The 26,605-nt window shown below is 71.0% G+C and carries 23 protein-coding genes; 9 read left to right on the top strand and 14 right to left on the bottom strand.

From position 1 onward, the window contains the following. Nucleotides 1-65: 65 nt before the first annotated feature. The 6 genes from ABZ945_RS13645 to ABZ945_RS13620 form a co-directional block, all read right to left on the bottom strand. On the bottom strand, nucleotides 66-1,382 hold the full coding sequence (locus tag ABZ945_RS13645) for a cytochrome P450 (RefSeq protein ID WP_361267907.1): 1,317 nt from the start codon (nucleotides 1,380-1,382) through the stop codon (nucleotides 66-68). After that, entirely contained in the window at nucleotides 1,379-2,458 is a 1,080-nt protein-coding gene (locus tag ABZ945_RS13640) for a nucleoside triphosphate pyrophosphohydrolase (protein WP_361267906.1), read from the bottom strand. The genes ABZ945_RS13645 and ABZ945_RS13640 overlap by 4 nt, the downstream gene beginning before the upstream one ends. Before the next feature lie 38 nt (nucleotides 2,459-2,496). Continuing rightward, a complete protein-coding gene (locus ABZ945_RS13635) occupies nucleotides 2,497-3,147 on the bottom strand; it encodes a SurA N-terminal domain-containing protein (RefSeq protein WP_361267904.1) in 651 nt (216 codons plus the stop codon). A gap of 313 nt (nucleotides 3,148-3,460) precedes the next feature. Next, entirely contained in the window at nucleotides 3,461-5,008 is a 1,548-nt protein-coding gene (locus ABZ945_RS13630; RefSeq protein ID WP_361267902.1) for a serine/threonine-protein kinase, read from the bottom strand. Continuing rightward, nucleotides 5,005-5,688, bottom strand: a complete 684-nt coding sequence (locus ABZ945_RS13625; RefSeq protein ID WP_361267900.1) for a hypothetical protein — start codon at nucleotides 5,686-5,688, stop codon at nucleotides 5,005-5,007. The genes ABZ945_RS13630 and ABZ945_RS13625 overlap by 4 nt, the downstream gene beginning before the upstream one ends. Nucleotides 5,689-5,849: 161 nt before the next feature. Then, nucleotides 5,850-7,910, bottom strand: coding sequence for an N-6 DNA methylase (locus tag ABZ945_RS13620; protein ID WP_361267898.1), 2,061 nt, complete (start codon nucleotides 7,908-7,910; stop codon nucleotides 5,850-5,852). Nucleotides 7,911-8,176: 266 nt separating this feature from the next. On the opposite strand from ABZ945_RS13620, the gene ABZ945_RS13615 reads away from it, so the two are divergent. Then, nucleotides 8,177-9,058, top strand: coding sequence for a DUF4352 domain-containing protein (locus tag ABZ945_RS13615; RefSeq protein WP_361267896.1), 882 nt, complete (start codon nucleotides 8,177-8,179; stop codon nucleotides 9,056-9,058). 218 nt (nucleotides 9,059-9,276) lie between these two features. Then, the gene (locus ABZ945_RS13610; protein WP_361267894.1) at nucleotides 9,277-10,179 is read left to right on the top strand and encodes a class I SAM-dependent methyltransferase; all 903 of its coding nucleotides are present in this window, start codon (nucleotides 9,277-9,279) and stop codon (nucleotides 10,177-10,179) included. An 83-nt stretch (nucleotides 10,180-10,262) separates the two neighbouring features. On the opposite strand, the gene ABZ945_RS13605 is transcribed toward ABZ945_RS13610, so the two are convergent. Beyond that, nucleotides 10,263-10,469, bottom strand: a complete 207-nt coding sequence (locus ABZ945_RS13605; protein WP_361267892.1) for a DUF397 domain-containing protein — start codon at nucleotides 10,467-10,469, stop codon at nucleotides 10,263-10,265. Then, the gene (locus tag ABZ945_RS13600) at nucleotides 10,466-11,329 is read right to left on the bottom strand and encodes a helix-turn-helix transcriptional regulator (RefSeq protein ID WP_361267890.1); all 864 of its coding nucleotides are present in this window, start codon (nucleotides 11,327-11,329) and stop codon (nucleotides 10,466-10,468) included. Before ABZ945_RS13600 ends, ABZ945_RS13605 begins: the two co-directional genes overlap by 4 nt. 147 nt (nucleotides 11,330-11,476) lie before the next feature. On the opposite strand from ABZ945_RS13600, the gene ABZ945_RS13595 reads away from it, so the two are divergent. The 6 genes from ABZ945_RS13595 to ABZ945_RS13570 all read left to right on the top strand — a co-directional run bounded on the left by ABZ945_RS13595 (nucleotide 11,477) and on the right by ABZ945_RS13570 (nucleotide 16,000). Continuing rightward, nucleotides 11,477-11,917: an ATP-binding protein gene (locus ABZ945_RS13595; RefSeq protein ID WP_361267888.1), complete on the top strand. Its 441-nt coding sequence runs from the start codon at nucleotides 11,477-11,479 to the stop codon at nucleotides 11,915-11,917. Nucleotides 11,918-12,223: 306 nt separating this feature from the next. After that, the gene (locus ABZ945_RS13590) at nucleotides 12,224-13,126 is read left to right on the top strand and encodes a helix-turn-helix domain-containing protein (protein WP_361267886.1); all 903 of its coding nucleotides are present in this window, start codon (nucleotides 12,224-12,226) and stop codon (nucleotides 13,124-13,126) included. A gap of 49 nt (nucleotides 13,127-13,175) precedes the next feature. After that, complete coding sequence (locus ABZ945_RS13585; protein WP_361267885.1) at nucleotides 13,176-14,099, top strand: hypothetical protein; 924 nt, start codon at nucleotides 13,176-13,178, stop codon at nucleotides 14,097-14,099. An 86-nt stretch (nucleotides 14,100-14,185) separates the two neighbouring features. Further along, on the top strand, nucleotides 14,186-14,452 hold the full coding sequence (locus ABZ945_RS13580; RefSeq protein ID WP_361267883.1) for a hypothetical protein: 267 nt from the start codon (nucleotides 14,186-14,188) through the stop codon (nucleotides 14,450-14,452). Then, nucleotides 14,449-15,375 carry an aminoglycoside phosphotransferase family protein gene (locus tag ABZ945_RS13575; protein WP_361267881.1) on the top strand — a complete coding sequence of 309 codons (927 nt, stop codon included), beginning with the start codon at nucleotides 14,449-14,451 and terminating at the stop codon, nucleotides 15,373-15,375. Before ABZ945_RS13580 ends, ABZ945_RS13575 begins: the two co-directional genes overlap by 4 nt. 127 nt (nucleotides 15,376-15,502) lie before the next feature. Continuing rightward, nucleotides 15,503-16,000 (top strand): cupin domain-containing protein, encoded by a 498-nt coding sequence (locus ABZ945_RS13570; protein WP_361267879.1) that lies wholly within the window; start codon nucleotides 15,503-15,505, stop codon nucleotides 15,998-16,000. Here ABZ945_RS13570 and ABZ945_RS13565 read toward each other — a convergent pair. Then, entirely contained in the window at nucleotides 15,990-16,748 is a 759-nt protein-coding gene (locus ABZ945_RS13565) for a class I SAM-dependent methyltransferase (RefSeq protein WP_361267877.1), read from the bottom strand. The two genes, ABZ945_RS13570 and ABZ945_RS13565, sit on opposite strands and share 11 nt — an antisense overlap. 180 nt (nucleotides 16,749-16,928) lie before the next feature. Between ABZ945_RS13565 and ABZ945_RS13560 the strand changes: the two genes are divergently transcribed. Next, nucleotides 16,929-17,642, top strand: a complete 714-nt coding sequence (locus ABZ945_RS13560; RefSeq protein ID WP_361267875.1) for a hypothetical protein — start codon at nucleotides 16,929-16,931, stop codon at nucleotides 17,640-17,642. Between the two features lie 131 nt (nucleotides 17,643-17,773). Here ABZ945_RS13560 and tuf read toward each other — a convergent pair whose 3' ends face one another. The 5 genes from tuf to ABZ945_RS13535 form a co-directional block, all read right to left on the bottom strand. Next, entirely contained in the window at nucleotides 17,774-18,967 is a 1,194-nt protein-coding gene (gene tuf / locus ABZ945_RS13555; RefSeq protein WP_248636137.1) for an elongation factor Tu, read from the bottom strand. Between the two features lie 146 nt (nucleotides 18,968-19,113). Then, entirely contained in the window at nucleotides 19,114-21,240 is a 2,127-nt protein-coding gene (fusA, locus tag ABZ945_RS13550; RefSeq protein ID WP_361267873.1) for an elongation factor G, read from the bottom strand. 39 nt (nucleotides 21,241-21,279) lie between these two features. Beyond that, nucleotides 21,280-21,750 carry a 30S ribosomal protein S7 gene (gene rpsG, locus ABZ945_RS13545; protein WP_361267871.1) on the bottom strand — a complete coding sequence of 157 codons (471 nt, stop codon included), beginning with the start codon at nucleotides 21,748-21,750 and terminating at the stop codon, nucleotides 21,280-21,282. Nucleotides 21,751-21,752: 2 nt separating this feature from the next. Continuing rightward, complete coding sequence (gene rpsL / locus ABZ945_RS13540) at nucleotides 21,753-22,124, bottom strand: 30S ribosomal protein S12 (protein WP_003948652.1); 372 nt, start codon at nucleotides 22,122-22,124, stop codon at nucleotides 21,753-21,755. Nucleotides 22,125-22,640: 516 nt separating this feature from the next. After that, nucleotides 22,641-26,540: a DNA-directed RNA polymerase subunit beta' gene (locus ABZ945_RS13535; protein ID WP_361267869.1), complete on the bottom strand. Its 3,900-nt coding sequence runs from the start codon at nucleotides 26,538-26,540 to the stop codon at nucleotides 22,641-22,643. Nucleotides 26,541-26,605 lie beyond the last annotated feature (65 nt).

The following is a 26,605-nucleotide window of genomic DNA, read 5'->3' as shown; positions in this document are numbered from 1 at the left end:
CAAGATCACAATTTTGACGCGGTGTCAGCTTGCGTCATGTCGGATATGACCGGACGAGCGGGGACCTACCGACTCCCCGGGCCCGCCGACGCGGGCGTGAAGGCGACCGGGAGTTGTCTCAGCCCCCGCATGATCAGGCCGCCGCGCCAGCGGAGTTCGGCCGGGTCGGCGTCGAGGCGGAGGTCGGGGAGGCGGGTGAGCAGGGTGGCCAGCGCGGTCTGGCCCTCCAGCCGGGCGAGCGGGGCGCCCAGGCAGTAGTGGATGCCATGGCCGTAGCCGAGGTGCTGGTTGTCCCGGCGGGCCAGGTCCAGGGTGTCCGGCTCGGCGAACCGCTCCGGGTCCCGGTCGGCGGCGGCGAGGACGACCAGCACCGGGTCCCCGGTGGCGATCCGCTGCCCGCCCAGGGTGAGCGGCTCGGTGGCGAACCGCCAGGTGGCCAGCTCCACCGGGCCGTCATAGCGCAGCAGTTCCTCCACCCCGGTCTCCAGCAGCCCCCGCTCCCCCGCGGCCAGCGACTCCTGCAACCGGGCCCGCTGGCCCGGGTTGCGCAGCAGCGCGTACACCCCGTTGCCGATCAGATTGACGGTGGTCTCGAACCCGGCGAAGAGCAGGATGAAGGCCATGGCGGCGGCCTCGTTCTCGGTCAGATGCTCACCATGGTCCGAGGCCCGAATCAGCCCCGAGATCAGATCCGTCGGCTCCTGACCCGGCTCGGCGCGCTTGCGATGGATCAGCTCGGCCAGATAGCCGCGCATCTTCTTCACCGATCGGGCGACGCCGCCGCGCGGCCCGCCCCCGTGGCGGATCATCATCCCCGCCCAGTCGCGGAAGTCGTCCTGGTCCTCGCGCGGGACGCCGAGCAGGTCGCAGATGGCGTAGATGGGCAGCGGGAAGGCGAACTCATGGATCAGGTCGGCGCTGCCGCGCGCCGCGAAGCCGTCGATGAGCCGATCGGTCAACTCCTGCACCCGGGGCGCGAACTCGGCCACCCGGCGCGGGGTGAACGCCTTGGAGACCAGCCGCCGCAACCGGGTGTGGTCCGGCGGGTCGATATTGAGCAGATGGGTCATCAGCTCGGCCTTGCGCTCGCCCGGAATGCCGGTCTTGCCCTTGGCGTGCGCCGGCTCGTCATGGTGCGCCGGGTTCTTGCTCAGCCGCTGGTCCGCCAACGCCTGCCGGGCGTCCCCGTACCGGGTGACCAACCAGGCCTCCACCCCGCTGGGCAGCCGCGTCCGGTGCACCGGCTCATGCTCCCGCAGCCAGGCGTACGCCGGATACGGATCGGTGGCGAACTCCCAGGTGAACAGCTCCGGCGCGGGGGCCCCGGAGACGGGGCAGTCGGCGGGGGTGTGTCCGGGGGCGGAACCGGGGGCGGTGCTCATCGGTCGCCGTCCTCCTGGTGCGTGGCGGCCTCGGCGTCCGAGCCGGGGGCCCGGGGGGCGGATGTCCCGGGGCCGGAAGGATCACCGTCCTCGTGGTCCTGACCCCTGCCCGCGGGCAGCCCCTCGGCAGCGCGGATGGCGTCGCGGTAGGCGCGGCCGGCGGCGCGGAGGGCGGCTTCGGGGTCGATGCCCTGGGCGTCGGCGCGGACGGCGAGGGCGAGCAGGTCGTAGCCGAGGCCGGGGCCCGTCGGGAGCGGGACGTCCAGACCGGCGGTACGGACCCGGCTCGCGAGCTTGGCGGCGAGGGCGAGGCCGGGCTGCCCGACCGGGACCCCGTCGGTGACCGAGGCGCGCTGCTTCTCGGCGGCCTTGGTGCGCAGCCAGTGCTCCTTGACCTCCTCCGGGGTCTCGGCGCGGGCGTCGCCGAAGACATGGGGGTGGCGGTGGATCAGCTTCTCCACGATGGTGCCGGCCACCTCGTCCACCGAGAACGGCTCCTCGGGGTCCTCCTCGGCGATCCGGGCGTGGAAGACCACCTGGAGCAGTACGTCCCCCAGCTCCTCCCGCAACTCGTCCCGGTCGCCGTCCTCGATGGCCTCGACCAGCTCGTACGCCTCCTCCACGGCGTACTTGGCGAGGCCTTCGTGGGTCTGGCGGGAGGACCAGGGGCAGGCGCGGCGGATCCGGTCCATCACCTCGACCAGGTCGAGCAGCCGGGCGCCGGGCAGGTCGTAGGAGCCGGGCAGCAGCTCCAGCTCCGGCATGGCGGTACGGCCGGAGCCGGCCAGCCGGGCCAGCCCGTCGGTCAGCGCCCGATCGCCCTCCCCGGTGGCCAGCACGACCACCACCGCCCCGCCCGCACACGCCCCGACCAGCTCCTCGGCGGAGGGGGCGGCGGACTCCACGGTGACGCCCGCCTCGGCCAGATACGGCAGTTGGGGGTGGTCCGGGTCGGCGCACAGCACCCGGTCCGCCGTGCGCAGCGCCTGCCAGGCGGGCCAGGACAGCAGTCCCGGCGCCACCCGGTGGCTGGCGGTGAGCAGGACGATACGACCGGAGGGGGAGATCTCGTTCACCCCTGAAACGTACCGCCGGTGGAACGTACCGCCGGAGGTCAGGCCTGCTCGGGCTGGGCGGGCTGCCGGGCGGTGACCTGCCGGAGCCAGGGCGCCCGGTACTCGCCGAGCTGGATCTTGGCGTCGTCCCAGGTCCCGTAGCGCGGGTTCACGTCGATGCCCATGTCCTTGGACGCGGCGGTGAACAGCCCGGTCAGCTTCTGCTGGCCGGCCGGGTCGTTGCCGGCGCCCGCCTTCTCGGCGATCTTGCCCATCAGGACGTTCCGCCGGACCACGGTGTCGATCTCCTCGGGCGCCACCCCCTGCTGCTCGAGCAGCATCGCGGCCAGCTGCTCCTCGCCGCCGCTCTGCGCGGCGGCGGACTTCCGGGTGTCCTGGATCTCCTTGCGGCTGGCGGTCACGCCCTGCCCGGCGGCGACCCGGTCCACCACCCGGTCGAAGATCATCCCGTTCAGCTTCTCCCGGCTGAGGTCGCCGGTGGCCCGGATGAGCTGCGCCGACTCGGGCGAGGACTGCTGGGCGTCGCGCACCTGGCGGACCTGCGCCTGGAGCGCGGAGACCTCGATACGGTCGCCGCCGACGACGGCCGCCGCGCCGGGACGGGCCTCGCTCCCGCAGGCGGTCAGCAACGGGGCGGCGGCCAGGGCTGCGGCGGTGGCGGCGAGAGCGGTGCGACGGCGGCGGTGCAAAGGAGCCTCCCGGCGTGGGTCGTGCGGCGGTGGACAACGACCTTGCGGTGATCGATGGTATGCAGCGGATGTGGCGCGTACCACCGTTTCGACACCACCGGTATCGGTGGCACCACGCCTACCGCTGCCCCGTGCAACGAGCGACCGGCACCCTTGGGTGCTGCCGCCCGCCGCACCGGGGCCCGGGCTCCGGTGCACCAGGAGGAGCCGGTCAGCGACAGCCGGCTGACAGATACGGCCCCGGAGTCCAGAGGGGTCGATCAAGGTACCGGGTCGACCGTCACCGGCTGATCTCGAACACCCTGCCCGGGGCTCAGAAGCCGCGCATCTGGCGTTGGCGGTCCAGGGCGCGGCGGAGCTCGGTGGCGAGGGGGTGGTACGGGCCGTAGGCGCGCTCGGTGTCGTAGAGGAGGTTCTGCAACTGCTGGTGGGCGGCGCTGTGGTCGCCCATGGCGAGCAGCAGGTTGCCGATGCGGTGGCGGATGTCGAAGGCCCGGGAGAGGTCGGCGCCCGGCGCCAGGGTGGTGCTCTCGTGGTACGGCAGCAGGGCCCGGTACTCGGTGAGCGCGGCGGCGGTCTCGCCGAGCTGCTCCAGGCAGAAGGCCGCGTCGTAGCGGAATTGGAGGGTGGCCGGGTCGCCCGGGCCGGCCTGGTGGGCGCGATCGTCGGCGAGCCGGCGCAGCTCGGGCAGGGCGCGGCGGTACTGGCCGTCGTCCATCAGCGTGGAGGCGTACTGCTTGCGCAGGATGCTGACCACCGGGGAGTGCTCGCCGTGCTCGGCGGCGGCCGCCGGGAGGATGGAGCCGAGCAGGTCCACGGCCCGGGCGATGCTGCCTTCGGCGAGCAGCCGCTTGACCTCCTCCACCGCGCCGGCCACGTCCAGGCGCGCGGTGGGCGGGGCGGTGGGGGGCGCGATCGGCGGGGGCGGCGGGATGACCGCGGCGGTGGCCGAGGCCCGGTCGGGCCAGGGCGCGTAGGGGCGGGCGAAGGGCCGGGTGGGGTCCATCGGCCCGGCCGTCCCGCCGCGCGGGGGCAGCAGCGGGGCGAGCGCCTCGTACACCGCCTGGGCGCCGTCGGGCCGGTCCTGCGGGTCCTTGGCGAGCAGCCGGAGCACCAGCGCTTCGAGGGGTTCGGGGACCTCGGGGCGGAGCTGGCGCAGCGGCAGCGGCGGCTCGTAGAGGTGGCGGTGGAGCACCCCGAGCGCGGTGGAGCCGGTGAAGGGGACGTTCCCACTGAGGAGTTCGTGGAGCAGCGCGCCGAGCGCGTACAGGTCGGTGTACGGGCCGACCGCGCCGCCCATGGCCTGCTCGGGCGCCATATAGGCGGGGCTGCCGATGGGCGAGCCGGTGTGGGTGAGGCGGGTGGTGTCGGTGTCGATCGCGGAGGCGATGCCGAGGTCGAGCACGGTGACCGTGCCGTCCGGCTTGACCATGACGTTCCGCGGCTTGAGGTCGCGGTGGACGATCGGCACGGCGTGTACGGCGGCGAGCACCGCGCAGAGCTGGGCGGCGACCCCCACGGCCCAGCGCCAGGGGTAGGGGTCGTGCTCGGAGAGGTGGTCGGCCAGGTCGGCACCCTCCACGTACTGCATGACCAGGTAGAGGTCGCTGTCCTCGCTGCCGGCGTCGTGCACGGTGACCAGGCCGGGGTGGCTGACCTGGGCGGTGACCCGGCACTCGCGGACGAAGCGGCGGCGCATCTCGTCGGCGGCGGTGGCCGGGGCCATGGCGTCGGGGCGCAGCAGCTTGACGGCCACCCGGCGGTCCAGCCGGCTGTCGTAGGCGGTCCACACCTGGCCCATGCCGCCCTGGCCTATCAGGGTGGACAGTTCGTAGCGCCCGGCGATGAGGCGTCCGTTCACTTCTCCTCTTCCCGGCGGCTGTCGCGGCCGTCCTGCCGGTCCTGCCGCAGGAGGTCGCTGAGCTCGTCGAGTTCGGCGCGGACCTGGTGGATGCGGTGCGAGGGCGGCTGGGGGGCCGCGGGGTGCTGCCGGGGCTCCGGCGGCGGGGTGGCGGCCGGTATCTGCTGGTGTGTGGGGGGCTGGTGCGCGGGGGGCTGGTGCGCGGGGGGCTGGTGGACAGGAGCCTGGTGCGGCGGCGGGGTGTGGTGGGGGGCGGGGGTGGTAGCGGGCGCCGGGCCCGGGTAGCCGTAGCCGCCGCCGGTGCCGGCGGAGCCGTAGGGGGCGGTGCCCAGCCGGTTGAAGTGCTGGACCTCCAGGCTCAGATAGATGCCGAGTACCCCGGCGATCAGCAGGATCAGCCATACCAGGATCACCACCGCCGCCCCGTCGGTGATCTCGTTCTTCACGTTCGTCGGGGCCGTCCCGGCGTAGATGAACAGCCCGACGGTGAGCAGCAGCGTCAGCCCGAACAGGAACCAGTCCCGGGGGCGCCGGGTGACGAGGGCGAGCCGCAGCATGGCGGCCCAGCCGAGCAGTCCGCAGCTGAGGAACGTCAGTACCGAGAACAGCACGCGCAGGCCGACGAGCGCGCCGTCGGAGGGACGCCGGGGCGGTGGCGGTGCGTTGCCGGGGCCGTACATTGCTGCTCCTGGGCGGACGAGGTGCGGGCGCGGATGCGATCCGGATGTGGTTGCTCTGCGGAGGTGAGCGTATACATCGACACCGACAGGGCGGCCGGGGTTGCACCGAACCGTTGCCGAACCGATCACGATCGCGCCTCGGTGGCCCCCCGTGGGAGGCCTCAGGCCTCGATGGCGCCGTCCGTGAGCCCGTCGTACATGCCCCGCACCAGCCGTTCGCCGAGCCGCCCGGCCAGCCGCAGCGCGGCCTCGAACTCGGCCAGCGCCCGGAACCGCTCGCCGAGCCGCCGCTGTTCGGCGAGCGGCAGCCGCGGCAGCTGCAACCGGCGTACGTCGAGCCGGGTGGAGGTGGTGGTGTAGCTGCTGGCCTGCCGCTGGTTGGCGGTGCCGCGCAGGAAGCCGGCCAGGAACCAGGGGTCCAGGGCGGCCGGATCGGGGCGCAGCAGTTGCAGGTTGCGGCCGAGCGCGGCGCCCGCGGTGGCCTCGTCCACCACCCGGGCCGCCCGGCCGGCGCCGAGGACGGGGACGACGACATCCCCGGCCCGGAGCAGCACGGGCTCGTCGCCGGGTCCGGCGGGCAGGCTCCCGGAGGGCGGCTCCCCGGAGAACACATCGTGCTCGGTGAGGACCGGCGCCGACCCGGCCCCGGTGCCGCCGGAGTGCAGCTCCAGCGCCCCGGTACGGGCGAGTTCGCCGACGGTGACCCCCGGCGGACGGCCGCCCGCACCCGCCCGGTCGGTCTCCGTGGGGACCGGTGGGGGCGGGGTGAGCTCGCCGGTACGGCGCAGCACCGTGGTCAACCGGTCGCGCACACCTGTCAGTTCGGCGGCGCCACCCGCGGCGGCCGGCGGCGGCAGATGCCGGGCCGGGGCCAGGTCCACATCGTCGTCGAGGAGTTCGATGACGGGTACCGAGCGGCTGGTGCCGGGCACCGCGGGGGCGGTGCCGTGCTTGTCGAAGGGCAGCCAGGCGTCCAGCACCGCGGCCCGCACCGCCGCCCAGTCGAGCCGGTCCCGCCCGGTGCCGCCCGCCGCCTGCTGGGTGTCGGATGCGGCGTCCACGACGAGGAGTTCGGGGGTGGGCGAGGCGGTCGGCGCGGGCTTGCGCAGCACCCAGAGGTGGAGCGGTACGCCGTAGGGGGGCGCGGCCCCGGCGGGCAGCGCGATCACCGCGCGCAGCGCCCCGCGGCGCAGCAGGTCGGCGCGGACCCGGCGGCCGGAGCGGCGGGAGGCGGCGGCGGGCGGCATCAGCAGTACGGCGGTGCCACCCGGCCGCAGCCGGGCCAAGGCGTGCTGCACCCAGGCCAGCTCCGACTCGTTACGGGCCGGAAAGCCGTACTCCCAGCGCGGGTCATAGGCCAGCTCGTCATGTCCCCAGTTGCGTTCGTTGAACGGCGGGTGGCAGAGGACGGCGTCGGCGGCGAGCCCCGGGTGGGCGTCGGCCCGCAGCGCGTCCCCGCTCTGGGCGCGGACGTCGGCCCCGGAGTTCAGGGCGAGCCGCAGCGCGGTGAGCGCGGCCAGATCGCGGTCGGCGTCCTGGGCGTGCAGGGCGCGGGCGCGATCGGCGGCCCGCAGCAGGGCGCCGGTGCCGCAGGCCGGATCGAGCACCGTCTCGGCGGGGCCCGCGAGTTCCGCCATCAGGGCGGCGGTGCCGGGCGGGGTGAGCGTGTACTGCCGCGGGTTGGCGTACAGATGGCGGCCGAGCAGGAACTCGTACGCCTGGCGGGCGCTGCCCTGCGCGGCCAGCTCGGCGGCGCCCCGCAGCAGGGGGACGGACGCCCGCAGCGCGGCGGCGGACGGGGTGCCCACCGCCCTCGGCTCACCGAACCGCGCGTCCAGTACACCGTCCAGCAGTTCGGGCAGCAGGGCGGCCACCCGCTCGTCGGAGACCGCGGCCACCGCCAGCCACTCGGCGGGGCGCTCCCGGACCAGCAGCAGCCCGCACCCGGTGTGCACCAGGGCGGTGACGGCCCCGGCGGGGTGCCCGGCGACCTGCTGCCAGACCCGCTCCCGTAGCGGCACCTCGGCCAGCTTGCCCTGGGCGCGGAGCCAGCGTTCGACGTCGGCGAGGGCGAAGGAGGGGCTGGCCTCGGTGCCGCCCACCGGCGCCGGGAAGTCGGCATGGCGGCGGCGCCAGTTGCTGACCGCGGCCCTGCCCACCCCGGCCAGCCGGGCGATCCCGGCCGCGGTCACCTCGGCCGCGCTCTCCGGATTGTCCGGCATGTGATGCCTCCCCTCATCGCCCCCGCTGGCTGTGGCCGCGATCCTACCGCCGCGCACAAGACCTACTCCTTCACAGCGTGAGTAGGCACCCCATAAGGAATGAGTGTTGACTCGGTTCACAGGCTCTGCTGTAGTTGACCCGTCGCCAGCGAGGGGTGCTGTGAACAGCAAGGCGACGCTCATTCCACTGTTCACAGCTCTGTGCACGGCCTTGTTCACCTTTCTCTGCACAGGTTCTGTCCGTAGGTTCTGGGAGGGGCTCAGCCATGTCCGACTCGACGTACCAGCCGCAGCACAACGCACCGCAGCAGCCCGGGGGTTACCAGGGCGGCCCGCCGCCGCAGTACGACGGCGGGCAGCCCGGCGGCCACGGCGGCCATGGCGGTCGTGGCCGATCGGCCCGCAACGGGCTCGGCACCGCGGCGCTGGTGCTCGGCATCATCGGCGCCCTCTCCGGCCTGCTGCCGATCCTGTTCTGGCTCGCCGGGCTGCTGGGCCTGCTGGCCCTGGTCTTCGGACTGGTGGGACGCGGCCGGGCCAAGCGCGGCGAGGCCACCAACAAGGGCGTCACCACGACGGGCGCGGTCCTCGGCCTGCTCTCCCTGGGCCTCTCCATCTGGGGCGCGGTCACCGTGTTCAACGCCGTGGACGACGCGGTGAACGAGATCAACAAGGAGCTGGGCGGCAGCACCGCCACCAAGGTCCCCGGCGGCGATGACGCCAAGGACGGCGAAAGCGGAAAGGCCAAGGCCCAGACCCTGACCGGCGGAGACAGCGCCGCCTACCAGAAGGACGGAATCAAGATCACCGTCTCCAAGCCCACCCCGGCCGAGCTGAACGAGTTCGCCAGCGGCCACACCGAGGGCAACAAGGCCTACGAGGTCACGGTCGTGATCGAGAACACCGGCCAGAAGAAGTACGACAGCAACCTCGTCCTGGTCGACGCCCGGGCCGGCGCCGACGGGGTGGCCGCGGAGCAGATCTACGACGACGGCACCTACGGCACCGGCTTCACCAGCGACATCCTGCCGGGCAAGAAGGCCACCGCGAAGTACGCCTTCGACGCCCCCGCCGCCGCCAAGACCCTCCAGGTCGAGGTCAACCCGGGCTTCCTGGCCGACGCCTCGCAGTGGGAGCTGAAGCTCTGATCCCGGTGCGGCACCGCACAGACGGCGCCGCACCACCCCGGACCCGAGCCGGACGGACCGCTACGGGGGGCGGCCCGTCCGGCTTCGGCACACCCGGACACCCGGCGGCGGTTCAGCCGCCGGACACCCACTGTTCCTCCGCCGAGCACGGCCCCGTGGTGGGCAATCGAGCCCGCCCGCCCATAGGTTTCCGAGGCATGGCCCCAGACACCCCACGGTTGGCGAAGCGGCTCCTGCGACCGGCCTACCGGCTCGCCGAACCCCATCTGCGCAAGACCGCGGAACGCGCGACCCGTCCGCTGCGGACCGAGCTGGCGGCGCTGGCGAAGGAGGTCGCGGAGCTCCGGGAGCGGCAGTACGCACTCGGCCTGCTGGTCGACGGCACCGGCCGCGGCGCCCACCGGATGCCCACCCCGCAGGTGATCGACACCCTGGTCCGCCAGGTCGGCACGGTCAGCGGCAGCCCCGAGCACGCCCGCCGCGCGGTGGTCACCGCGTTCCGCACCCTGGTCGCCCAGGAGGCCCTGGGCATCGGCCGACTGGCCGGGTCCACCTCCAACATCTGCGGCAAGCTGGCCACCGTCCCGCTGCTCACCCCGCCCAACGGCAGCATCCTGGAAATCGGCACCCTCTACGGCCAGTTCGCCTCCGCGCTGCTCCGCATGATGCACCGCGCGGGCATCGAGCCCGAGCTGACCATCGTGGACCCGCTGGCCGGCTCCCAGCTCCAGCCCGGCACCGCGGGCAAGGCCGACCCGACCGGCACCCCGGTCCGCGAGGACGTGGTGCGCGCCAACCTGGCACTGGGCGGCAGCCCCGGCGCGTACACCTCCCGCATCCAGCGCGGCTTCTCCTCCGACCCCGAGGTCCGCAAGGCCGTCTCCGACCGCGCCTACGGCGTGATCATCGTGGACGGTGACCACTCGGCGGACGGCGTGGCCGCGGACCTGGAATGGGTCGAGGAGATCGCCGCCCCGGGCGCCGTGGTCGTCCTCGACGACTACGGCGACAACAAGTGGCCCGGCGTCCAGCAGGCCGCCGACGCCCATCTGGCCCGCGGCGGCTCCCGCTTCACCCTGCTGGGCCGGGTCTCCACCTCGGCGTTCCTCCGGGCGGACTGAGACCCGGGCCTTCCGGACGGCGAACAACAGCGCGCCCCGGCCCCGGCGATGACCGGGGGCGGGGCGCGCGTTGCGTGCTGGGATCAGCTCCCGGACGCGTACGCGACGAAGTCCGCCCAGGCGGTGGAAGTGAACCCGAGCTGCGGTCCCGGCACGTTCTTGGAGTCCCGGACGTGGATGGCATCAACATCCGTGGCGACCTCGACGCAATCGGGCCCGTCAGACGTGCTGTAACTGCTCTTGACCCACGTCAGCCCGGAGCGATCTCCGGCCGAGGGCTTGGCACTCATGTCTCTCCCAACAGTTTTTCGATGAAGGCCCGTGACAGCCGAGGCGTCAGCGCCTGTGCCCTGATCAGTCCGTAGCGCATCTCAAGGACCTGGACCTCCTTGGGCTCGGTGATCAACCGACTGGTGAGCTGGACTTCAACGTGCCCGACAGTCTTGCCATCGTTCAGCTTAAGCACCCGGTGCGAGCCACCTAGACCCGCGTGCTCCTCGGTCTCCGTCGGCATCACCTGGATCTCGACATGCCGCAACGCGCTCAGCTCCAGCAGGTGTTCCAGCTGCCGGCGCAGAACCGTTCTGCCTCCGGTCGGCCGCCTCAGCGTGGCCTCCTCTTGGACGAAGGTCAACAGAGGTGCGGGTTTCCGCTCGAACACCGACTGCCGCCCCAGCCGACCGGCGACCACCCGCTCCACCTGGTCCGGTGAGAGCGCCGGACGGTGCTCCGCGCACAGCGCCCGGGCGTACTCCTCGGTCTGCAGCAGTCCCTGCACGATGCCGCTCGCGTACGCGCCCATCTCCACCGCGTTGCGCTCCAGCTTCGCCAGGTCCCGGACCTTCTTCGGGTACCTGGCCTCCGCCACGTCCTGCTTCATCGCGGCGATCTTGCCGCCTGCCTTCAGTGCCGCGTCCGCCCTGTCCAAGAACTCCGGCTTGGGGATGCGCTTGCCCCCCTCGACCTTGTAGACCAGGTTGTCGCCGTACTCCAGCAACTTGGCGAACTCGATCACCTTCAGCCCGGCCCCCTCACGCCACAGCTTGATCTGGCGCCCTACCGCCACCATGACCGCGGTCGACTCGTCGTCCTCCAAGTCGATCTCCGCGTCCGGGTCGTCCGCCCCTGCCGTACCGCTCTCGTCCGTCATACGACCCCTGCCTTCACCCGTCGTCCCCAACTGCTCCTTGGATGCGCCGGTGTACACGGTGGACTGGCCTGTACAACGCCTTGACAGTAACTGTCCGTACACGCGCCGCTCTTCTCAGCGTACGCACATCGGGCCACGCTGAGTGATGTGCATCACGAAATCACTCACCCTGAATCCGTGTCCGCAGGTTGGCAGTTCACCGTCCTGCTCTCCCCGACTCCCCGAGGCGCGCGGCTCGCGCGCCTGCTGACGGTCGCCCAACTCGCCTACCAGGGGCTGCCCTCGGAGACGGCCGCGCAGGTCGTCGCCGAGTTGGCGTCCAACGCCATGGTCCACGGCCGGGTGCCCGGACGGGACTTCCGGCTGGAGCTCGCCGTCGATGACGGCGGGAAGCGGCTGCGCGTCGCCGTCAGCGACACCCGGAACGACCGCCTCCCGCCCGACCCGGGAACGCCGGTCGTGCCGCCCGAGGACTCCGAGTCGGGGCGCGGGCTACTGATCGTCGAGGCGCTCGCCGACCGCTGGGGTGTGACGGTCGGGCCGGTGCCCCGGAAGACCGTCTGGGCGGAACTGGATCTCGTACCCTGACCGGCCGCCTGACCGGCTCCGAGGCCGACGGGACCGGGTCGCGGTATTCCACGACCCGGTGGTCCACGACGCGGCGCGGCCCGACGTGAGAAAACCAAGGGAAGAAGGAAAGGACCGGGAAACCACCCACCCCACCTGCCCTCCGGTACCCGTCACCCTCCCGGGTGACTTTGTCCAATCGGGCTGGCATTCGGGTGGGTTGGCAGGCATATGCTCGCGGCGATCACCCAGACATACGTCGGCCCCCGACCGGAACTCTCACCTTCCGACCGAGGGCCTGACCACCAAGGAAGCAGAACCTTCCCCATGGCTGTCCAGCACCCTAGCGCGCCCTCGCGCGCCCCGTTCCACCATCCCCGCCGCGTCACTCCTTCCGGCGTGATTCATGTCAAAACCCGGCACACGACCCGCTTCACGGTCGTCGGCAACCACCTCGCCCAGCATCACCAGTTGTCGCTGGTCGCGATCGGGCTCGCCGTCCACATCCAGTCCCTGCCCGACGGGGCGAAGGTCGGCATCAAGGTCCTCGCCGACCGCTTCCCCGAGAGCGAGCACCGGATCGCTGCCGCCCTGCGGGAGTTGGAAGAGCACCGCTACCTCTCGCGCACCCGGGAGCGGCTGCCCAACGGCAAGGTCGTCACCCGGACCGTCTCGTACAACCACCCGGACGCGGCGGAGCCGGAGCCCGATCCCGTACCGCCCGGCGACTCGTCCCCGACACCGGCCCCCGCCCCCGTACCGCCACCATCACCGGCGGAACCAGCACCCCCGGCGGCGGAACCGGCGCCCTCCCCGCCACCACCACCGCTTCCCACCCCCCAGAGCCTCGACCCGGAGCGCCACCGTCTGGCCGCCGACCTGCTGGCCGGGCTGCGCCGCGACGATCCCCGGCTGGTCCTCGGCGAACGGGAGGTCCGGCGGCTCACCCCCGCGGTGGCGGCCTGGCTGGAGCGCGAGGTGGCCCCCGAGGCCGTACGCCTCGCCCTCACCACCGGCCTGCCACCGCTACTGACCCGGCCCGCCGGCTTCCTGGCTCACCGGCTCACCGCCCATCTCCCGCCACCGCTGCCCGCGCTGCCGCCGGGCCCGAAGGCCCCCGACCCACTGATCAACTGCACCGGCTGCGACCGGTCCTTCCGCTCCCCCGACCCGACCGCCCGCTGCCGCGACTGCCGAGAAGCGGCCACGGCCGCCCCCGAGGCGGCCTGAGCAAGCGGGCCCGGGGGTCTCACCCCGTCCGACAACCAGAAGGAGTCCGATGGTCAGCTCGCCCCATGAGGCGATGCACCGGATCTTCGAGGAGTATCCGGCGCTGTTCGCCAGCGTGGCCGAGGTACTGGGCGTGCCCTTCGGCACCCTCGTCTCGGTGACCGCCTTACCGACCGACCTCACCGAGACCCGCCCCCTGGAACGGCGACTCGACACCCTCCTGCGCTTCGAAACCGAAGAGGAAGGCGAATTCCTCCTCGCCGTCGAAGCCCAGGGCAAACGCGACCCCGCCAAGCCCGCCAGCTGGGCTTACTACCTCAGCTACCTGTTCAACAAGTACGGCCAGCACCCCGTCCTGCTCGTCGTCTGCCAGGACCGGGCAACCGCCGAATGGGCCTCACAACCGGTCCACTTCGGACCACCCCAGTGGGCCTCACTGATCCTGCGTCCCCTGGTCGCCGGCCCCCACAACATGCCGGTCATCACCCAGGAGACCGAGGCCCGCAAGGACCCCGTCCTCGCCACCCTCGCCGCGATCACCCACGCCGACAATCCGGACGTCGGTGCCATACTGAAAGCCGTCTCCAGCGCCCTGGGGACACTCCCGGAAAAGCTCTCCATCCCTCTGAGTGAACTCGTCACCCAAGGCCTGGGCAAGCGCCCCGTCCGCGAACAGTGGAGGAACCTGATGGTCGTCGACACCTCCTTCTACAAGTCCTGGATCGTGGAGGAAATCCGCGACGAAAGCCGGGAAGAAGGCCGGGAGCAGGACCGCGCGAGCAGCATCCTGGAGCTGTTGCAGGCCCGCGGCATCGAGGTGCCCAAGGAGGCTCGCGAGCGGATCACCACCTGCCACGACCTCGACGTCCTCAAGACATGGTTCCAGCGGGCCATCACCGCCGAGTCCACCGCCGAAGTCCTTGGCCAGGACGCACCCGACGAAGAGCCCTCCTCCGAGGAAGACCGGCACTGACCGCATCCCGCCCAGGCCCTGGCGTCGTCGCACGCCAGGGCCCGGGCGTGCGCCCGGTCTCCGAACACGGGAGGAACCTGATGGCTATGGACAAGTCCTTCTACACGTCATGGATCGTGGAGGAAATCCGCGAAGAGGGCCGCCAGCAGGGCTGCCAGAAGGGCCTGCTCCTCGTCCTCGAAGGACGCGGCATCGACATCCCGGAAGAGGTTCGCGAGCGAATCACCACCTGCCGCGACTTCGACCTCCTCAAGACATGGACCCAGCGAGCGGGCACCGCAGCCTCCACCGCCGACATCTTCACCGAGGAAGCAACCGACAGAGAGCCCTCCGCCGGGGAGGACCAGCTTTGACACTGATCGGGATCCCCGAGGCCCTGGCGTCGTCGTACGCCAGGGCCTTCGGCGAGCCCGGGCGGGCCTGGCTCGCCGGGGTGCCCGCGCTGGCCGGGGAGCTGCTGGAGCGCTGGGGGCTGGAGCGGGACGGGGAGCCGATGGCCGGGGAGGCCGCGCTCGTTCTGCCGGTGCTGCGGCGCGGGGACGGCGACGCGCGTGCGGTGCTCAGGTTGCAGCTGCCCAGGGAGGAGACCACGGCCGCGGTCGTCGGGCTTCGGGCGTGGGGCGGTCGGGGGGCCGTACGGCTGCTGGACCACGACCCGGAGAGCAGCGCCATGCTCCTGGAGCGGCTGGAGGGCGGCCGGACACTGGCCTCGGTGGCGGACGACGACCTCGCGATGGGAACCCTCGCCGAGCTGCTGGCGCGGCTGGTCGCGGCTCCGGCGCCCCCGGGACTGAGGCGGCTGGACGAGATCGCGTCGGAGATGGTGGAGCAGGCTCCGGCAGCCATGACCGGCCTGGCCGATCCCGAGCATCGGCAGCGGTTGCGGGGCTGGGCGGCGGCGGTGGCCGAACTGGTCGGCGAAGCGGGCGGGGGTGGGCGGTTGCTGCACTGGGACCTGCACTACGGCAACGTCCTCGCCGCGGAGCGTGAACCGTGGCTCGCCATCGACCCCGAGCCGCTCGCCGGGGACCCCGGGTTCGACCTGTGGCCCGCGCTGGACAGCCGTTGGGACGAGGTCGTGGTGACGGGCGGCGCCGCGCGGGTGGTGCGGCGCCGGTTCGACCTGCTCACGGAGGTGCTCGGCCTGGACCGGGCGCGGGCGGCCGGCTGGACCCGGGGGCGGCTGCTGCAGAACGCGTTGTGGGACATCGAGGACGGGCGGACCGCGCTCGACCCGGCCGCCGTCGCCCTGGACGGGGCACTACCGGCTGGGTGAGCTGTGGGACGGCGGGGCGGCGGAGACGGGCGCAGACTGGGGGTGCGGGGGCGGGGCCAGCCGTCTCCGCACCCCGGGTTACCCGCCCCGTATCCGTATCCGGTCGCCTCCCGGCTCGGAGGTCGTCATGAGCTATCCGATCGTCGTCACGGCCGACGGCGGCACGCATATCCAGGGTCCGACCGGGATGCCGATGACCGTGAAGCTCGGCGGGGCGCAGACCGCCGGGGCGTACTCGCTGATCGAGTACACCCATGCGCCGGGGACCGCCGGGCCGCCTCCGCATGTGCACCATCACCATGAGGAGGCGTTCCATGTGGTGAGCGGTGAGCTGAGCCTGGAGGTGGACGGGCGGACGGTGGTGCTGGGGCCGGGGGACTACGCGCTGGTGCCGCGCGGGGCGGTGCACCGGCCGTACAACGCCGGTGCGGTGCCGGTGGACTTCTTCTTCCTGACCTCCCCGGCCATGGACGGGTTCTTCGCGGAGATGGCCGATCTCAACGCGGCCACCGGTGGGGCTCCGCCGCAGGAGCTGTTGGTGGAGCTGGGCGCGCGGTGGGACGCGGAGTTCACGGACTTCGGGACGGGCCGGGGGGATGGGGCGGTGCGGATGGTCAACGAGTAGGGGTGGACGGGAGCGTTGGGGGCGTTGGGCGTAGGACCAGGCAGATGAAGCCGAAGGAGTCTCGGTAGACGCGCCACTCGTCGAGGTGGGTGGCGGCGGCGGTGAGGGCGTCGGCGCTGTCGGGGTCGTCGGGATGGTCCAGGGCCCAGGTGGAGAGGGTGCCGGTCCAGTTCCACTCGTAGTCGTCCAGCTCGTGGCGGGTGCTGAGGTGGCCGTAGAGGGGGGTCCAGCCGTCGGCGGCGACCCGGTCGACGGTGGTGTGCAGGTCGGCGTAGTCGCCGAGCATCTCGACGGCCGCGGGGGTGGGTTCGGTCTGCCAGTAGGCGTCGCCGACCAGGACGCGGCCGCCGGGGGCCAGGTGCTGGCGGGCGGTGGCGAGGGTGGGGAGCAGGCCGCCGAAGGCGTGGGTGGCGCCGACGCTGAGGACCAGGTCGAAGCCGTACGGGGCGGTGAAGGCGGCGGCGTCCTGGCGGTGCAGGGTCAGCCGGTCTCCGACTCCGGCGGCGTCGGCGGCGCGGCGGGCGGCGGCGAGGGCGGGCTCGGAGAGGTCGACGCCCTCGGCGCGTACGTCCGGGTGCGCGGCGAGGGTGCGCAGCAGCCACTCCCCTCCCCCGCAGCCGAGGTCCAGGACGCGGGCGTCGGCGCGCGGGACGGCGCGGTGCAGGAGGCGTGCCACGGAGTCGTCGCCGAGCGGGGCGGCGATCGGGTGGTCGGCGTGGGCGCGGTGGGATATCAGGTCGCGGTTCATCGGAGGGGAGCATGGCAGTCGGCGGGGCGCGCCGCACCGGGATTTCCGGGGCCGGAGGGGCATGAGCCTCCCGTTCGGGACCTCACCGGCGGTGGCACACCTGCGCGTATATACACCCCATCGGGTGGCGCATGCCCGTATGGCATATGCCAGACCGAGCCCGCCCCTACCGTCCCGGGCATGGAAGCCCTGCACCGCGACGACCCGACCGGTCCGCTCCCCTCCCCCACCCACTCCCCGCAGCACTCCGCCCGGCCGTTGTGCTCCGACGACCCGGCCCTGCTCGTGCGGACCTTTCGCACACTCGGGGTGCAGCTTCCCGTGCCGGCGGGCGTGCGGCTGCTGCGGCGGGGTGGCGGGTTCGACCTGCTGCTGCGGATGGAGCGGCCCGGCGGGGAAGGGGGCTACTTGCTCGCCCTGGACACGACCGGAGGCAACGGGCCCGACCGGCAGGGAAGTTGGGGGCACCAGCTGACCCGGCTGTACGCGGTCCACCGGCTGCCGCCGGTACTGGTGGCGCTCTGCCGGGACACCGCCACCGCGCGCCGGGCCGCCGGGCCGCTGCGGATCGGGACGCCCGAGTGGGCGGCGCTGACCGTCCGCCGCCTGGCCCTCGGGCCGCACAACGTCCCCCTCGTCCTGGACCCGGTCGCCGCCGGGCGCGATCTGCCGCTGGCGGCGTTCGCCGCGATCACCCACAGCCGGCAACCGCACGGCGGCGCGGTGCTGAGCGCGCTGGCCGCCGCGCTGAAGACCGCGGCGGACGGCCGGTACGCGGACCTGGTCCCCGTACTCACCGAGCTGGTCGCCACCGGGGTGGCCGAGGAACCGAGGGCCGCCCGCATCTGGCACGGCCTGGCCCCGAGGCCGCGCCGGCGGCCGCGAACCACCTAACCCGCCCGCCCCCCGGGCATGGCGAAGGGCCCCGTACCTCGCGGTACGGGGCCCTCCACGCAGCTCGCAGGAGCTACCAGGTCCGGTCGGGCCTTCCGCGGCCGAAGCCGCAGCGGGTCAGACCGCCGGGATCACTTGGTGATCTTGGTGACCTGGCCGGCGCCGACGGTCCGGCCACCCTCACGGATGGCGAACTTCAGGCCCTCCTCCATGGCGATCGGCTGGATCAGCTGAACCGACATGGTGGTGTTGTCGCCCGGCATGACCATCTCGGTGCCCTCGGGGAGGGTCACCACGCCGGTCACGTCCGTGGTACGGAAGTAGAACTGCGGGCGGTAGTTGTTGAAGAACGGCGTGTGGCGGCCACCCTCGTCCTTGGACAGGATGTAGGCCTGCGCCTCGAACTCGGTGTGCGGGGTGACCGAGCCCGGCTTGATGATGACCTGGCCGCGCTCGACGTCCTCGCGCTTGATGCCGCGGAGCAGCAGACCGACGTTCTCACCGGCCTGGCCCTCGTCGAGCAGCTTGCGGAACATCTCGATGCCGGTGACCGTGGTGGTGGTCTTCTCGGTCTTGATGCCGATGATGTCGACGGTCTCGTTGACCTTGAGGACACCACGCTCGATACGACCGGTGACGACGGTGCCACGACCGGTGATCGTGAAGACGTCCTCGATCGGCATCAGGAACGGCTTGTCGACGTCACGCTCGGGCTGCGGGATGGACTCGTCCACGGCCTTCATGAGGCCGAGGAGCTTCTCGCCCCACTCCTTGTCGCCCTCAAGCGCCTTGAGCGCCGAGACCTGGACGACCGGAACGTCGTCGCCCGGGAACTCGTACTCGGTGAGGAGCTCACGGACCTCAAGCTCGACGAGCTCCAGGATCTCCTCGTCGTCCACCATGTCGGCCTTGTTCAGCGCGACGACGATGTACGGGACGCCGACCTGGCGGGCCAGGAGCACGTGCTCCTTGGTCTGCGGCATCGGGCCGTCGGTGGCGGCGACCACCAGGATGGCGCCGTCCATCTGCGCCGCACCGGTGATCATGTTCTTGATGTAGTCCGCGTGACCCGGGCAGTCGACGTGGGCGTAGTGACGCGCCTCGGTCTGGTACTCGACGTGCGCGATGGAGATGGTGATACCGCGCTGGCGCTCCTCGGGAGCCTTGTCGATCTGGTCGAAGGCCGAGGCCTCGTTCAGGTCCGGGTACGCGTCGTGCAGCACCTTGGTAATGGCGGCCGTGAGGGTCGTCTTACCGTGGTCGATGTGACCGATGGTGCCGATGTTGACGTGCGGCTTAGTCCGCTCGAACTTCGCCTTCGCCACTGGGGTCCTCCTGTGGAGTGGTTCTGTACGCCTTACTCATCGGCGCCAGGTGATCTTTGCTGGGGTGCCATCCGCCGGGGCCGGCCTCGGGTTCGGGACCGGGCCCCCGGCGCATGGTGTCAAGCCTAAAGCGTGTACCTGGGTGGTTACTCGCCCTTGGCCTTCGCGATGATCTCCTCGGCGACGTTCCGGGGAACCTCGGCGTAGGAGTCGAACTGCATCGAGTAGCTTGCGCGACCCGAGGTCTTGCTGCGGAGGTCGCCGACGTAGCCGAACATCTCCGAGAGCGGCACCAGGCCCTTGACGACCCGGGCGCCGGCCCGCTCCTCCATGGCCTGGATCTGGCCACGGCGGGAGTTGATGTCGCCGATGACGTCGCCCATGTAGTCCTCGGGCGTGGTGACCTCGACGGCCATCATCGGCTCAAGGAGCACGGGGGACGCCTTGCGCGCGGCCTCCTTGAAGGCCTGCGAACCGGCGATCTTGAAGGCGAGCTCCGAGGAGTCGACCTCGTGGTAGCCACCGTCGAGAAGCGTGACGCGGACGCCCGTCATCTCGTAGCCGGCCAGGATGCCGAACTGCATGGCCTCCTGCGCGCCCGCGTCCACCGAGGGGATGTACTCCTTGGGGATGCGGCCACCGGTGACCTTGTTGACGAACTCGTACGAGGCGTCGCCGCCCTCGATCGGCTCGATCGCGATCTGCACCTTGGCGAACTGACCGGTACCACCGGTCTGCTTCTTGTGGGTGTAGTCCACGCGCTCGACGGCCTTGCGGATCGTCTCGCGGTACGCGACCTGAGGCTTGCCGACGTTGGCCTCGACCTTGAACTCGCGCTTCATCCGGTCGACCAGCACCTCAAGGTGAAGCTCGCCCATACCGCCGATGACGGTCTGGCCGGTCTCCTCGTTGGTGTGCACCTGGAAGGAGGGGTCCTCCTCCGCGAGACGCTGGATGGCGACACCCAGCTTCTCCTGGTCACCCTTGGACTTGGGCTCGATCGCGACCTCGATGACCGGCGCCGGGAAGTCCATGGACTCCAGGATCACCGGCTGCTTGTCGTCGCACAGCGTCTCACCGGTGGTGGTCTGCTTCAGGCCCATCACGGCGACGATGTCGCCGGCGCCCACCGCCTCGATCTCCTCACGCTTGTTGGCGTGCATACGGTAGATCTTGCCGATGCGCTCCTTCTTGCCCTTGACGGAGTTCAGCACCGAGGTGCCGGACTCCAGGCGACCGGAGTAGATCCGGACGAAGGTGAGCTTGCCGAGGTGCGGGTCGCTCATGATCTTGAACGCCAGCGCCGACAGCGGCTCCTGGTCGGACGGCTTGCGCTTGACGACCGTCTCCGCGTCCTTCACGTCGTGGCCCTCGATGGCCTCGACGTCGAGCGGGGAGGGGAGGAAGCGCACGACCGCGTCGAGCAGGGGCTGGACGCCCTTGTTCTTGAACGCGGTGCCGCAGAACACCGGGGTGACCGTGGTGTCGTTGGACTTGCCGGAGGCGATGGTGATGCGGCGGATCGCGGTGTACAGCTGCTCCACGGTGGGCTCCTGGCCCTCCAGGTACAGCTCCATGATCTCTTCGTCGTTCTCGGCCACGGCCTCAATCAGCAGGCCGCGGTACTCCTCGGCCGCCTCGGTGTGGGTGTCCGGGATGTCGACGGTGTCGTACATCTCGCCCTTGGCGGCCTCGGCCGACCAGACCAGGGCCTTCATCGTCACGAGGTCGATGACGCCCTTGAAGTCGGCCTCGGCACCGATCGGCAGCTGCATGACCAGCGGCTGGGCACCCAGCCGGTCCTTGATCATGTCGACACAGCGGTGGAACTCGGCGCCGGTGCGGTCGAGCTTGTTGACGAAGCAGATACGCGGAACGCCGTAGCGGTCCGCCTGACGCCAGACGGTCTCGGACTGCGGCTCGACACCGGCGACGCCGTCGAACACCGTCACGGCACCGTCGAGCACGCGGAGCGAACGCTCCACCTCTACGGTGAAGTCGACGTGGCCCGGGGTGTCGATGATGTTGATGGTGTGGTCAACGTCTTCCAGCGGCCAGTGGCAGGTCGTCGCGGCGGACGTGATGGTGATGCCGCGCTCCTGCTCCTGCTCCATCCAGTCCATCGTGGCAGCGCCGTCGTGGACTTCACCGATCTTGTAGGAGACACCGGTGTAGAACAGGATCCGCTCGGTGGTGGTCGTCTTGCCCGCGTCGATGTGGGCCATGATCCCGATGTTGCGGACCTTGGCCAGGTCAAGCGAAGTGGTAGCCATAAGGCTTCAGTCTTCTCTCGGTCTCGATGTGGGGTGCGACTACCAGCGGTAGTGCGCGAAGGCCTTGTTGGACTCGGCCATCTTGTGCGTGTCCTCACGCTTCTTGACCGAGGCGCCGAGGCCGTTCGAGGCGTCCAGCAGCTCGTTCATGAGGCGCTCGGTCATGGTCTTCTCGCGACGGGCGCGGGAGTAGCCGACGAGCCAGCGCAGCGCGAGCGTGGAGGCGCGACCGGGCTTGACCTCGATCGGCACCTGGTACGTGGCGCCACCGACACGGCGGGACTTGACCTCGAGCGACGGCTTGACGTTCTCCAGCGCGCGCTTCAGCGTGATGACCGGGTCGCCGCCGGTCTTCTCGCGGAGGCCTTCCATGGCGCCGTAGACGATGCGCTCGGCGGTGGAGCGCTTGCCGTTCAGGAGGAGCTTGTTGATGAGCGAGGTCACCAGAGGAGAGCCGTAGACCGGGTCGATGATGACCGGGCGCTTCGGGGCGGGGCCCTTACGAGGCATTCTTACTTCTCCTTCTTGGCGCCGTAGCGGCTGCGGGCCTGCTTGCGGTTCTTGACACCCTGGGTGTCCAGCGAACCGCGGATGATCTTGTAGCGAACACCCGGCAGGTCCTTCACACGGCCACCACGCACGAGCACGATGGAGTGCTCCTGCAGGTTGTGTCCCTCACCCGGGATGTAGGCCGTGACCTCGATGCCGCTGGTCAGACGCACACGCGCGACCTTACGCAGGGCCGAGTTCGGCTTCTTCGGGGTGGTCGTGAACACACGCGTGCAGACGCCGCGGCGCTGGGGCGAACCCTCCAGTGCGGGCGTCTTGTTCTTCTCGACCTTGTCCTGCCGGCCCTTCCGGACCAGCTGCTGGATCGTAGGCACTACTTCTCCGGTTTCTGTGTGCCGTGTAGTAAAGCTAACCTGGAACATCGCCGACCCACGCGGTCGGGTGTGTCGGATACCGCGGACTTCCACGGTGAAGCGGAAGAGGCGCGGATCGCGGTGGCCGTGACCGGCTCGCCGTGCGGCTGAGGACACGCACACGAGCCCAGGCACACCCCAGGCACAAGGTCTGAGCGTACCTACCGTATGGACCTGGGTCAAAACAAATGACCATGCCCACCCAGTGGACGGTTCGTTCGCCCGGGGCCTCGCGCCCCTGGACGCCTCCTTCGCCCCGGGCCTCGCGCCCCTGGACGCCTCCTTCGCCCCGGGCCTCGCGCCCCCGGAAGCCTCCGGCCGGGGCCTGTACGGCGGGCGGCCCGCGGGTCCCCCGGCAGGGGCGTCCCACGGCCACCAGGGCCCGTGGAAGGCCCTGCGGCGGCCGCTGAGGCCCCGGGGTACGCCGAAGGGCGGCCACCCCCCGACCGCGGGGGTGGCCGCCCTTCGTATCGCTACTTACTGGTTGTACGGACCGTAGTCGTAGTCCTCCAGCGGAACGGCCTGGCCGGAGCCGGTGCCGAACGGCGAGTAGTCGATGTCGTCGTAGCCGACGGCCGAGTACATCGCGGCCTTGGCCTCCTCGGTCGGCTCGACCCGGATGTTGCGGTAGCGGGACAGGCCCGTACCGGCCGGGATGAGCTTACCGATGATCACGTTCTCCTTCAGGCCGATCAGGGAGTCGGACTTGGCGTTGATCGCCGCGTCCGTCAGGACCCTGGTCGTCTCCTGGAAGGAGGCCGCCGACAGCCACGACTCGGTGGCCAGCGACGCCTTGGTGATACCCATCAGCTGCGGACGGCCGGAGGCGGGGTGACCGCCCTCGGTGACCACACGGCGGTTCTCCGACTCGAACTTCGACCGCTCGACCAGCTCGCCCGGCAGCAGCTCCGCGTCGCCGGACTCGATGATCGTCACCCGGCGCAGCATCTGCCGGATGATGATCTCGATGTGCTTGTCGTGGATCGACACGCCCTGCGAGTTGTAGACCTTCTGGACCTCGCCGACCAGGTGGACCTGGACGGCCCGCTGGCCGAGGATGCGCAGCACGTCGTGCGGGTTGGTGGCACCCGCGGTGAGCTTCTGGCCCACCTGGACGTGCTCGCCCTCGGAGACCTCGACCCGGGCACGCTTCGAGATCGGGAAGGCCGTCTCGTCGCTGCCGTCGTCGGGGGTGACGACGATCTTCTTGGTCTTCTCGGTCTCCTCGATCCGGACGCGGCCGGCCGCCTCCGAGATCGGGGCGACACCCTTGGGCGTACGGGCCTCGAAGAGCTCGACCACACGCGGCAGACCCTGGGTGATGTCGTCACCGGCCACACCACCGGTGTGGAAGGTACGCATCGTCAGCTGGGTGCCGGGCTCACCGATGGACTGGGCGGCGATGATGCCGACCGCCTCGCCGATGTCCACCAGCTTGCCGGTCGCGAGCGAACGGCCGTAGCAGAAGGCACAGGTGCCCACCGCGGACTCGCAGGTCAGGACCGAGCGGGTCTTGACCTCCTCGACGCCGGCCGCGACCAGCTGGTCGATGAGCACATCGCCCAGGTCGACGTTGGCGGGCGCGATGACCCGGCCGTCGACCACGACGTCCTCGGCGAGCATCCGCGCGTACACGGACGTCTCGACGTCGTCCGCCTTGCGGAGCACACCGGCCTCGTCCCGGCCCGCGATCTTCAGCTTCAGACCGCGCTCGGTGCCGCAGTCCTCCTCGCGGATGATCACGTCCTGCGAGACGTCCACCAGACGACGGGTCAGGTAACCCGAGTCGGCGGTACGCAGGGCGGTGTCGGCCAGACCCTTACGGGCACCGTGGGTGGAGATGAAGTACTCCAGCACGGACAGGCCCTCGCGGAAGGACGCCTTGATGGGACGGGGGATCGTCTCGTTCTTGGCGTTCGACACCAGACCACGCATACCGGCGATCTGACGCATCTGCATCATGTTTCCGCGCGCGCCCGAGTCGACCATCATGAAGATCGGGTTGGTCTTCGGGAAGTTCGCGTTCATCGCCTCGGCGACCTCGTTGGTCGCCTTGGTCCAGATCTTGATGAGCTCCTGAGTGCGCTCTTCCTTGGTGATCAGACCGCGCTCGTACTGCTTCTGGACCCGCTCGTCCTGCGCCTCGTAGGAGCGGACGATCTCCTTCTTCGCCTCCGGGACGACGACGTCCGAGATGGCGACGGTGACACCGGAGCGGGTGGCCCAGTAGAAGCCGGAGGACTTCAGGTTGTCGAGCGTGGCGGCCACGATGACCTTGGGGTAGCGCTCGGCGAGGTCGTTGACGATCTCGGAGAGCTGCTTCTTGCCCACCGAGTAGTCGACGAACGGGTAGTCCTCGGGCAGCAGCTCGTTGAAGAGCGCGCGGCCCAGCGTGGTGCGCAGCCGGAAGCTGTCACCCTGCTGCCACTCGGGCTCCCCCTCCTCGGCGACCGGCGGAGTCCAGCCGCGGGGCGGGACGGTGCCGATCGGGAAGCGGATGTCGATCTTCGCCTGGAGCGAGAGCTCCCGGGCGTCGAACGCCATGATCGCCTCGGCGGTCGAGTTGAACGCCCGGCCCTCGCCCTTGACCTCGCGCTCCTCCTCGTCGGTGGTGAGGAAGAACAGGCCCAGCACCATGTCCTGGGTCGGCATGGTGACCGGACGGCCGTCGGCCGGCTTGAGGATGTTGTTCGAGGACAGCATCAGGATGCGGGCCTCGGCCTGCGCCTCCGCGGACAGCGGCAGGTGCACGGCCATCTGGTCGCCGTCGAAGTCCGCGTTGAACGCGGTGCAGACGAGCGGGTGGATCTGGATGGCCTTGCCCTCGACCAGCTGCGGCTCGAAGGCCTGGATGCCGAGGCGGTGCAGGGTGGGCGCACGGTTCAGCAGCACCGGGTGCTCGGCGATGACCTCTTCGAGGACGTCGTACACCACGGTGCGGCCGCGCTCGACCATGCGCTTGGCCGACTTGATGTTCTGCGCGTGGTTCAGGTCCACCAGGCGCTTCATCACGAACGGCTTGAAGAGCTCCAGCGCCATCGCCTTGGGCAGACCGCACTGGTGCAGCTTGAGCTGCGGGCCGACGACGATGACGGAACGGGCGGAGTAGTCGACGCGCTTGCCGAGCAGGTTCTGACGGAAGCGGCCCTGCTTGCCCTTGAGCATGTCGGACAGCGACTTCAGCGGGCGGTTGCCCGGACCGGTGACCGGGCGGCCGCGGCGGCCGTTGTCGAACAGGGCGTCGACGGCCTCCTGGAGCATGCGCTTCTCGTTGTTCACGATGATCTCGGGCGCACCGAGGTCGAGAAGCCGCTTCAGGCGGTTGTTGCGGTTGATGACGCGGCGGTACAGGTCGTTGAGGTCGGAGGTCGCGAAGCGGCCACCGTCCAGCTGCACCATCGGACGCAGGTCCGGCGGGATCACCGGGACGCAGTCCAGCACCATGCCCTTGGGGCTGTTGCTGGTCTGCAGGAAGGCGGAGACGACCTTGAGGCGCTTGAGCGCACGGGTCTTCTTCTGGCCCTTGCCGGTGCGGATGATCTCGCGGAGGCGCTCGGCCTCCTCGTCCAGGTCGAAGGACTCCAGCCGCTTCTGCAGCGCGGCGGCGCCCATCGAGCCGTCGAAGTAGGTGCCGAAGCGGTCGCGCAGCTCGCGGTAGAGCAGCTCGTCGCCCTCCAGGTCCTGGACCTTGAGGTTCTTGAAGCGGCTCCACACCTCGTCCAGGCGGTCGATCTCGCGCTGGGCGCGGTCGCGCAGCTGCTTCATCTCGCGCTCGGCGCCCTCGCGCACCTTGCGGCGCACATCGGCCTTGGCGCCCTCGGCCTCCAGCTCGGCCAGGTCGGTCTCAAGCTTCTTGGCGCGGGCTTCGAGGTCGGCGTCGCGGCGGTTCTCGATCTGCTGGCGCTCGACGGAGACATGGGCCTCCAGCGAGGGCAGGTCGCGGGTGCGGCGCTCCTCGTCCACGAACGTGATCATGTACGCGGCGAAGTAGATGACCTTCTCAAGGTCCTTCGGCGCGAGGTCCAGCAGGTAGCCCAGCCGGGACGGGACGCCCTTGAAGTACCAGATGTGGGTGACGGGGGCGGCCAGCTCGATGTGGCCCATCCGCTCACGGCGCACCTTGGCGCGGGTCACCTCGACGCCGCAGCGCTCACAGATGATGCCCTTGAAGCGGACGCGCTTGTACTTGCCGCAGTAGCACTCCCAGTCCCGGGTCGGACCGAAGATCTTCTCGCAGAAGAGCCCGTCCTTTTCCGGCTTGAGGGTGCGGTAGTTGATGGTCTCCGGCTTCTTGACCTCGCCGTGGGACCACTGACGGATGTCGTCAGCGGTGGCGAGGCCGATACGCAGCTCGTCGAAGAAGTTGACGTCGAGCACTATGCGTCAATCCCTCTCAGGGTCGTGCCCCTCGTGATCAGCGAGTGAAGATCAGCGAACGTAAT

Origin of the sequence: Streptomyces sp. NPDC046887 (assembly GCF_040644755.1) — a bacterium.
GTDB classification, from domain to species: Bacteria; Actinomycetota; Actinomycetes; order Streptomycetales; family Streptomycetaceae; genus Streptomyces; species Streptomyces lichenis.
The sequence above is the reverse complement of the archived record's forward strand: the minus strand, read 5'-3'. Positions and strand labels throughout refer to the sequence as shown.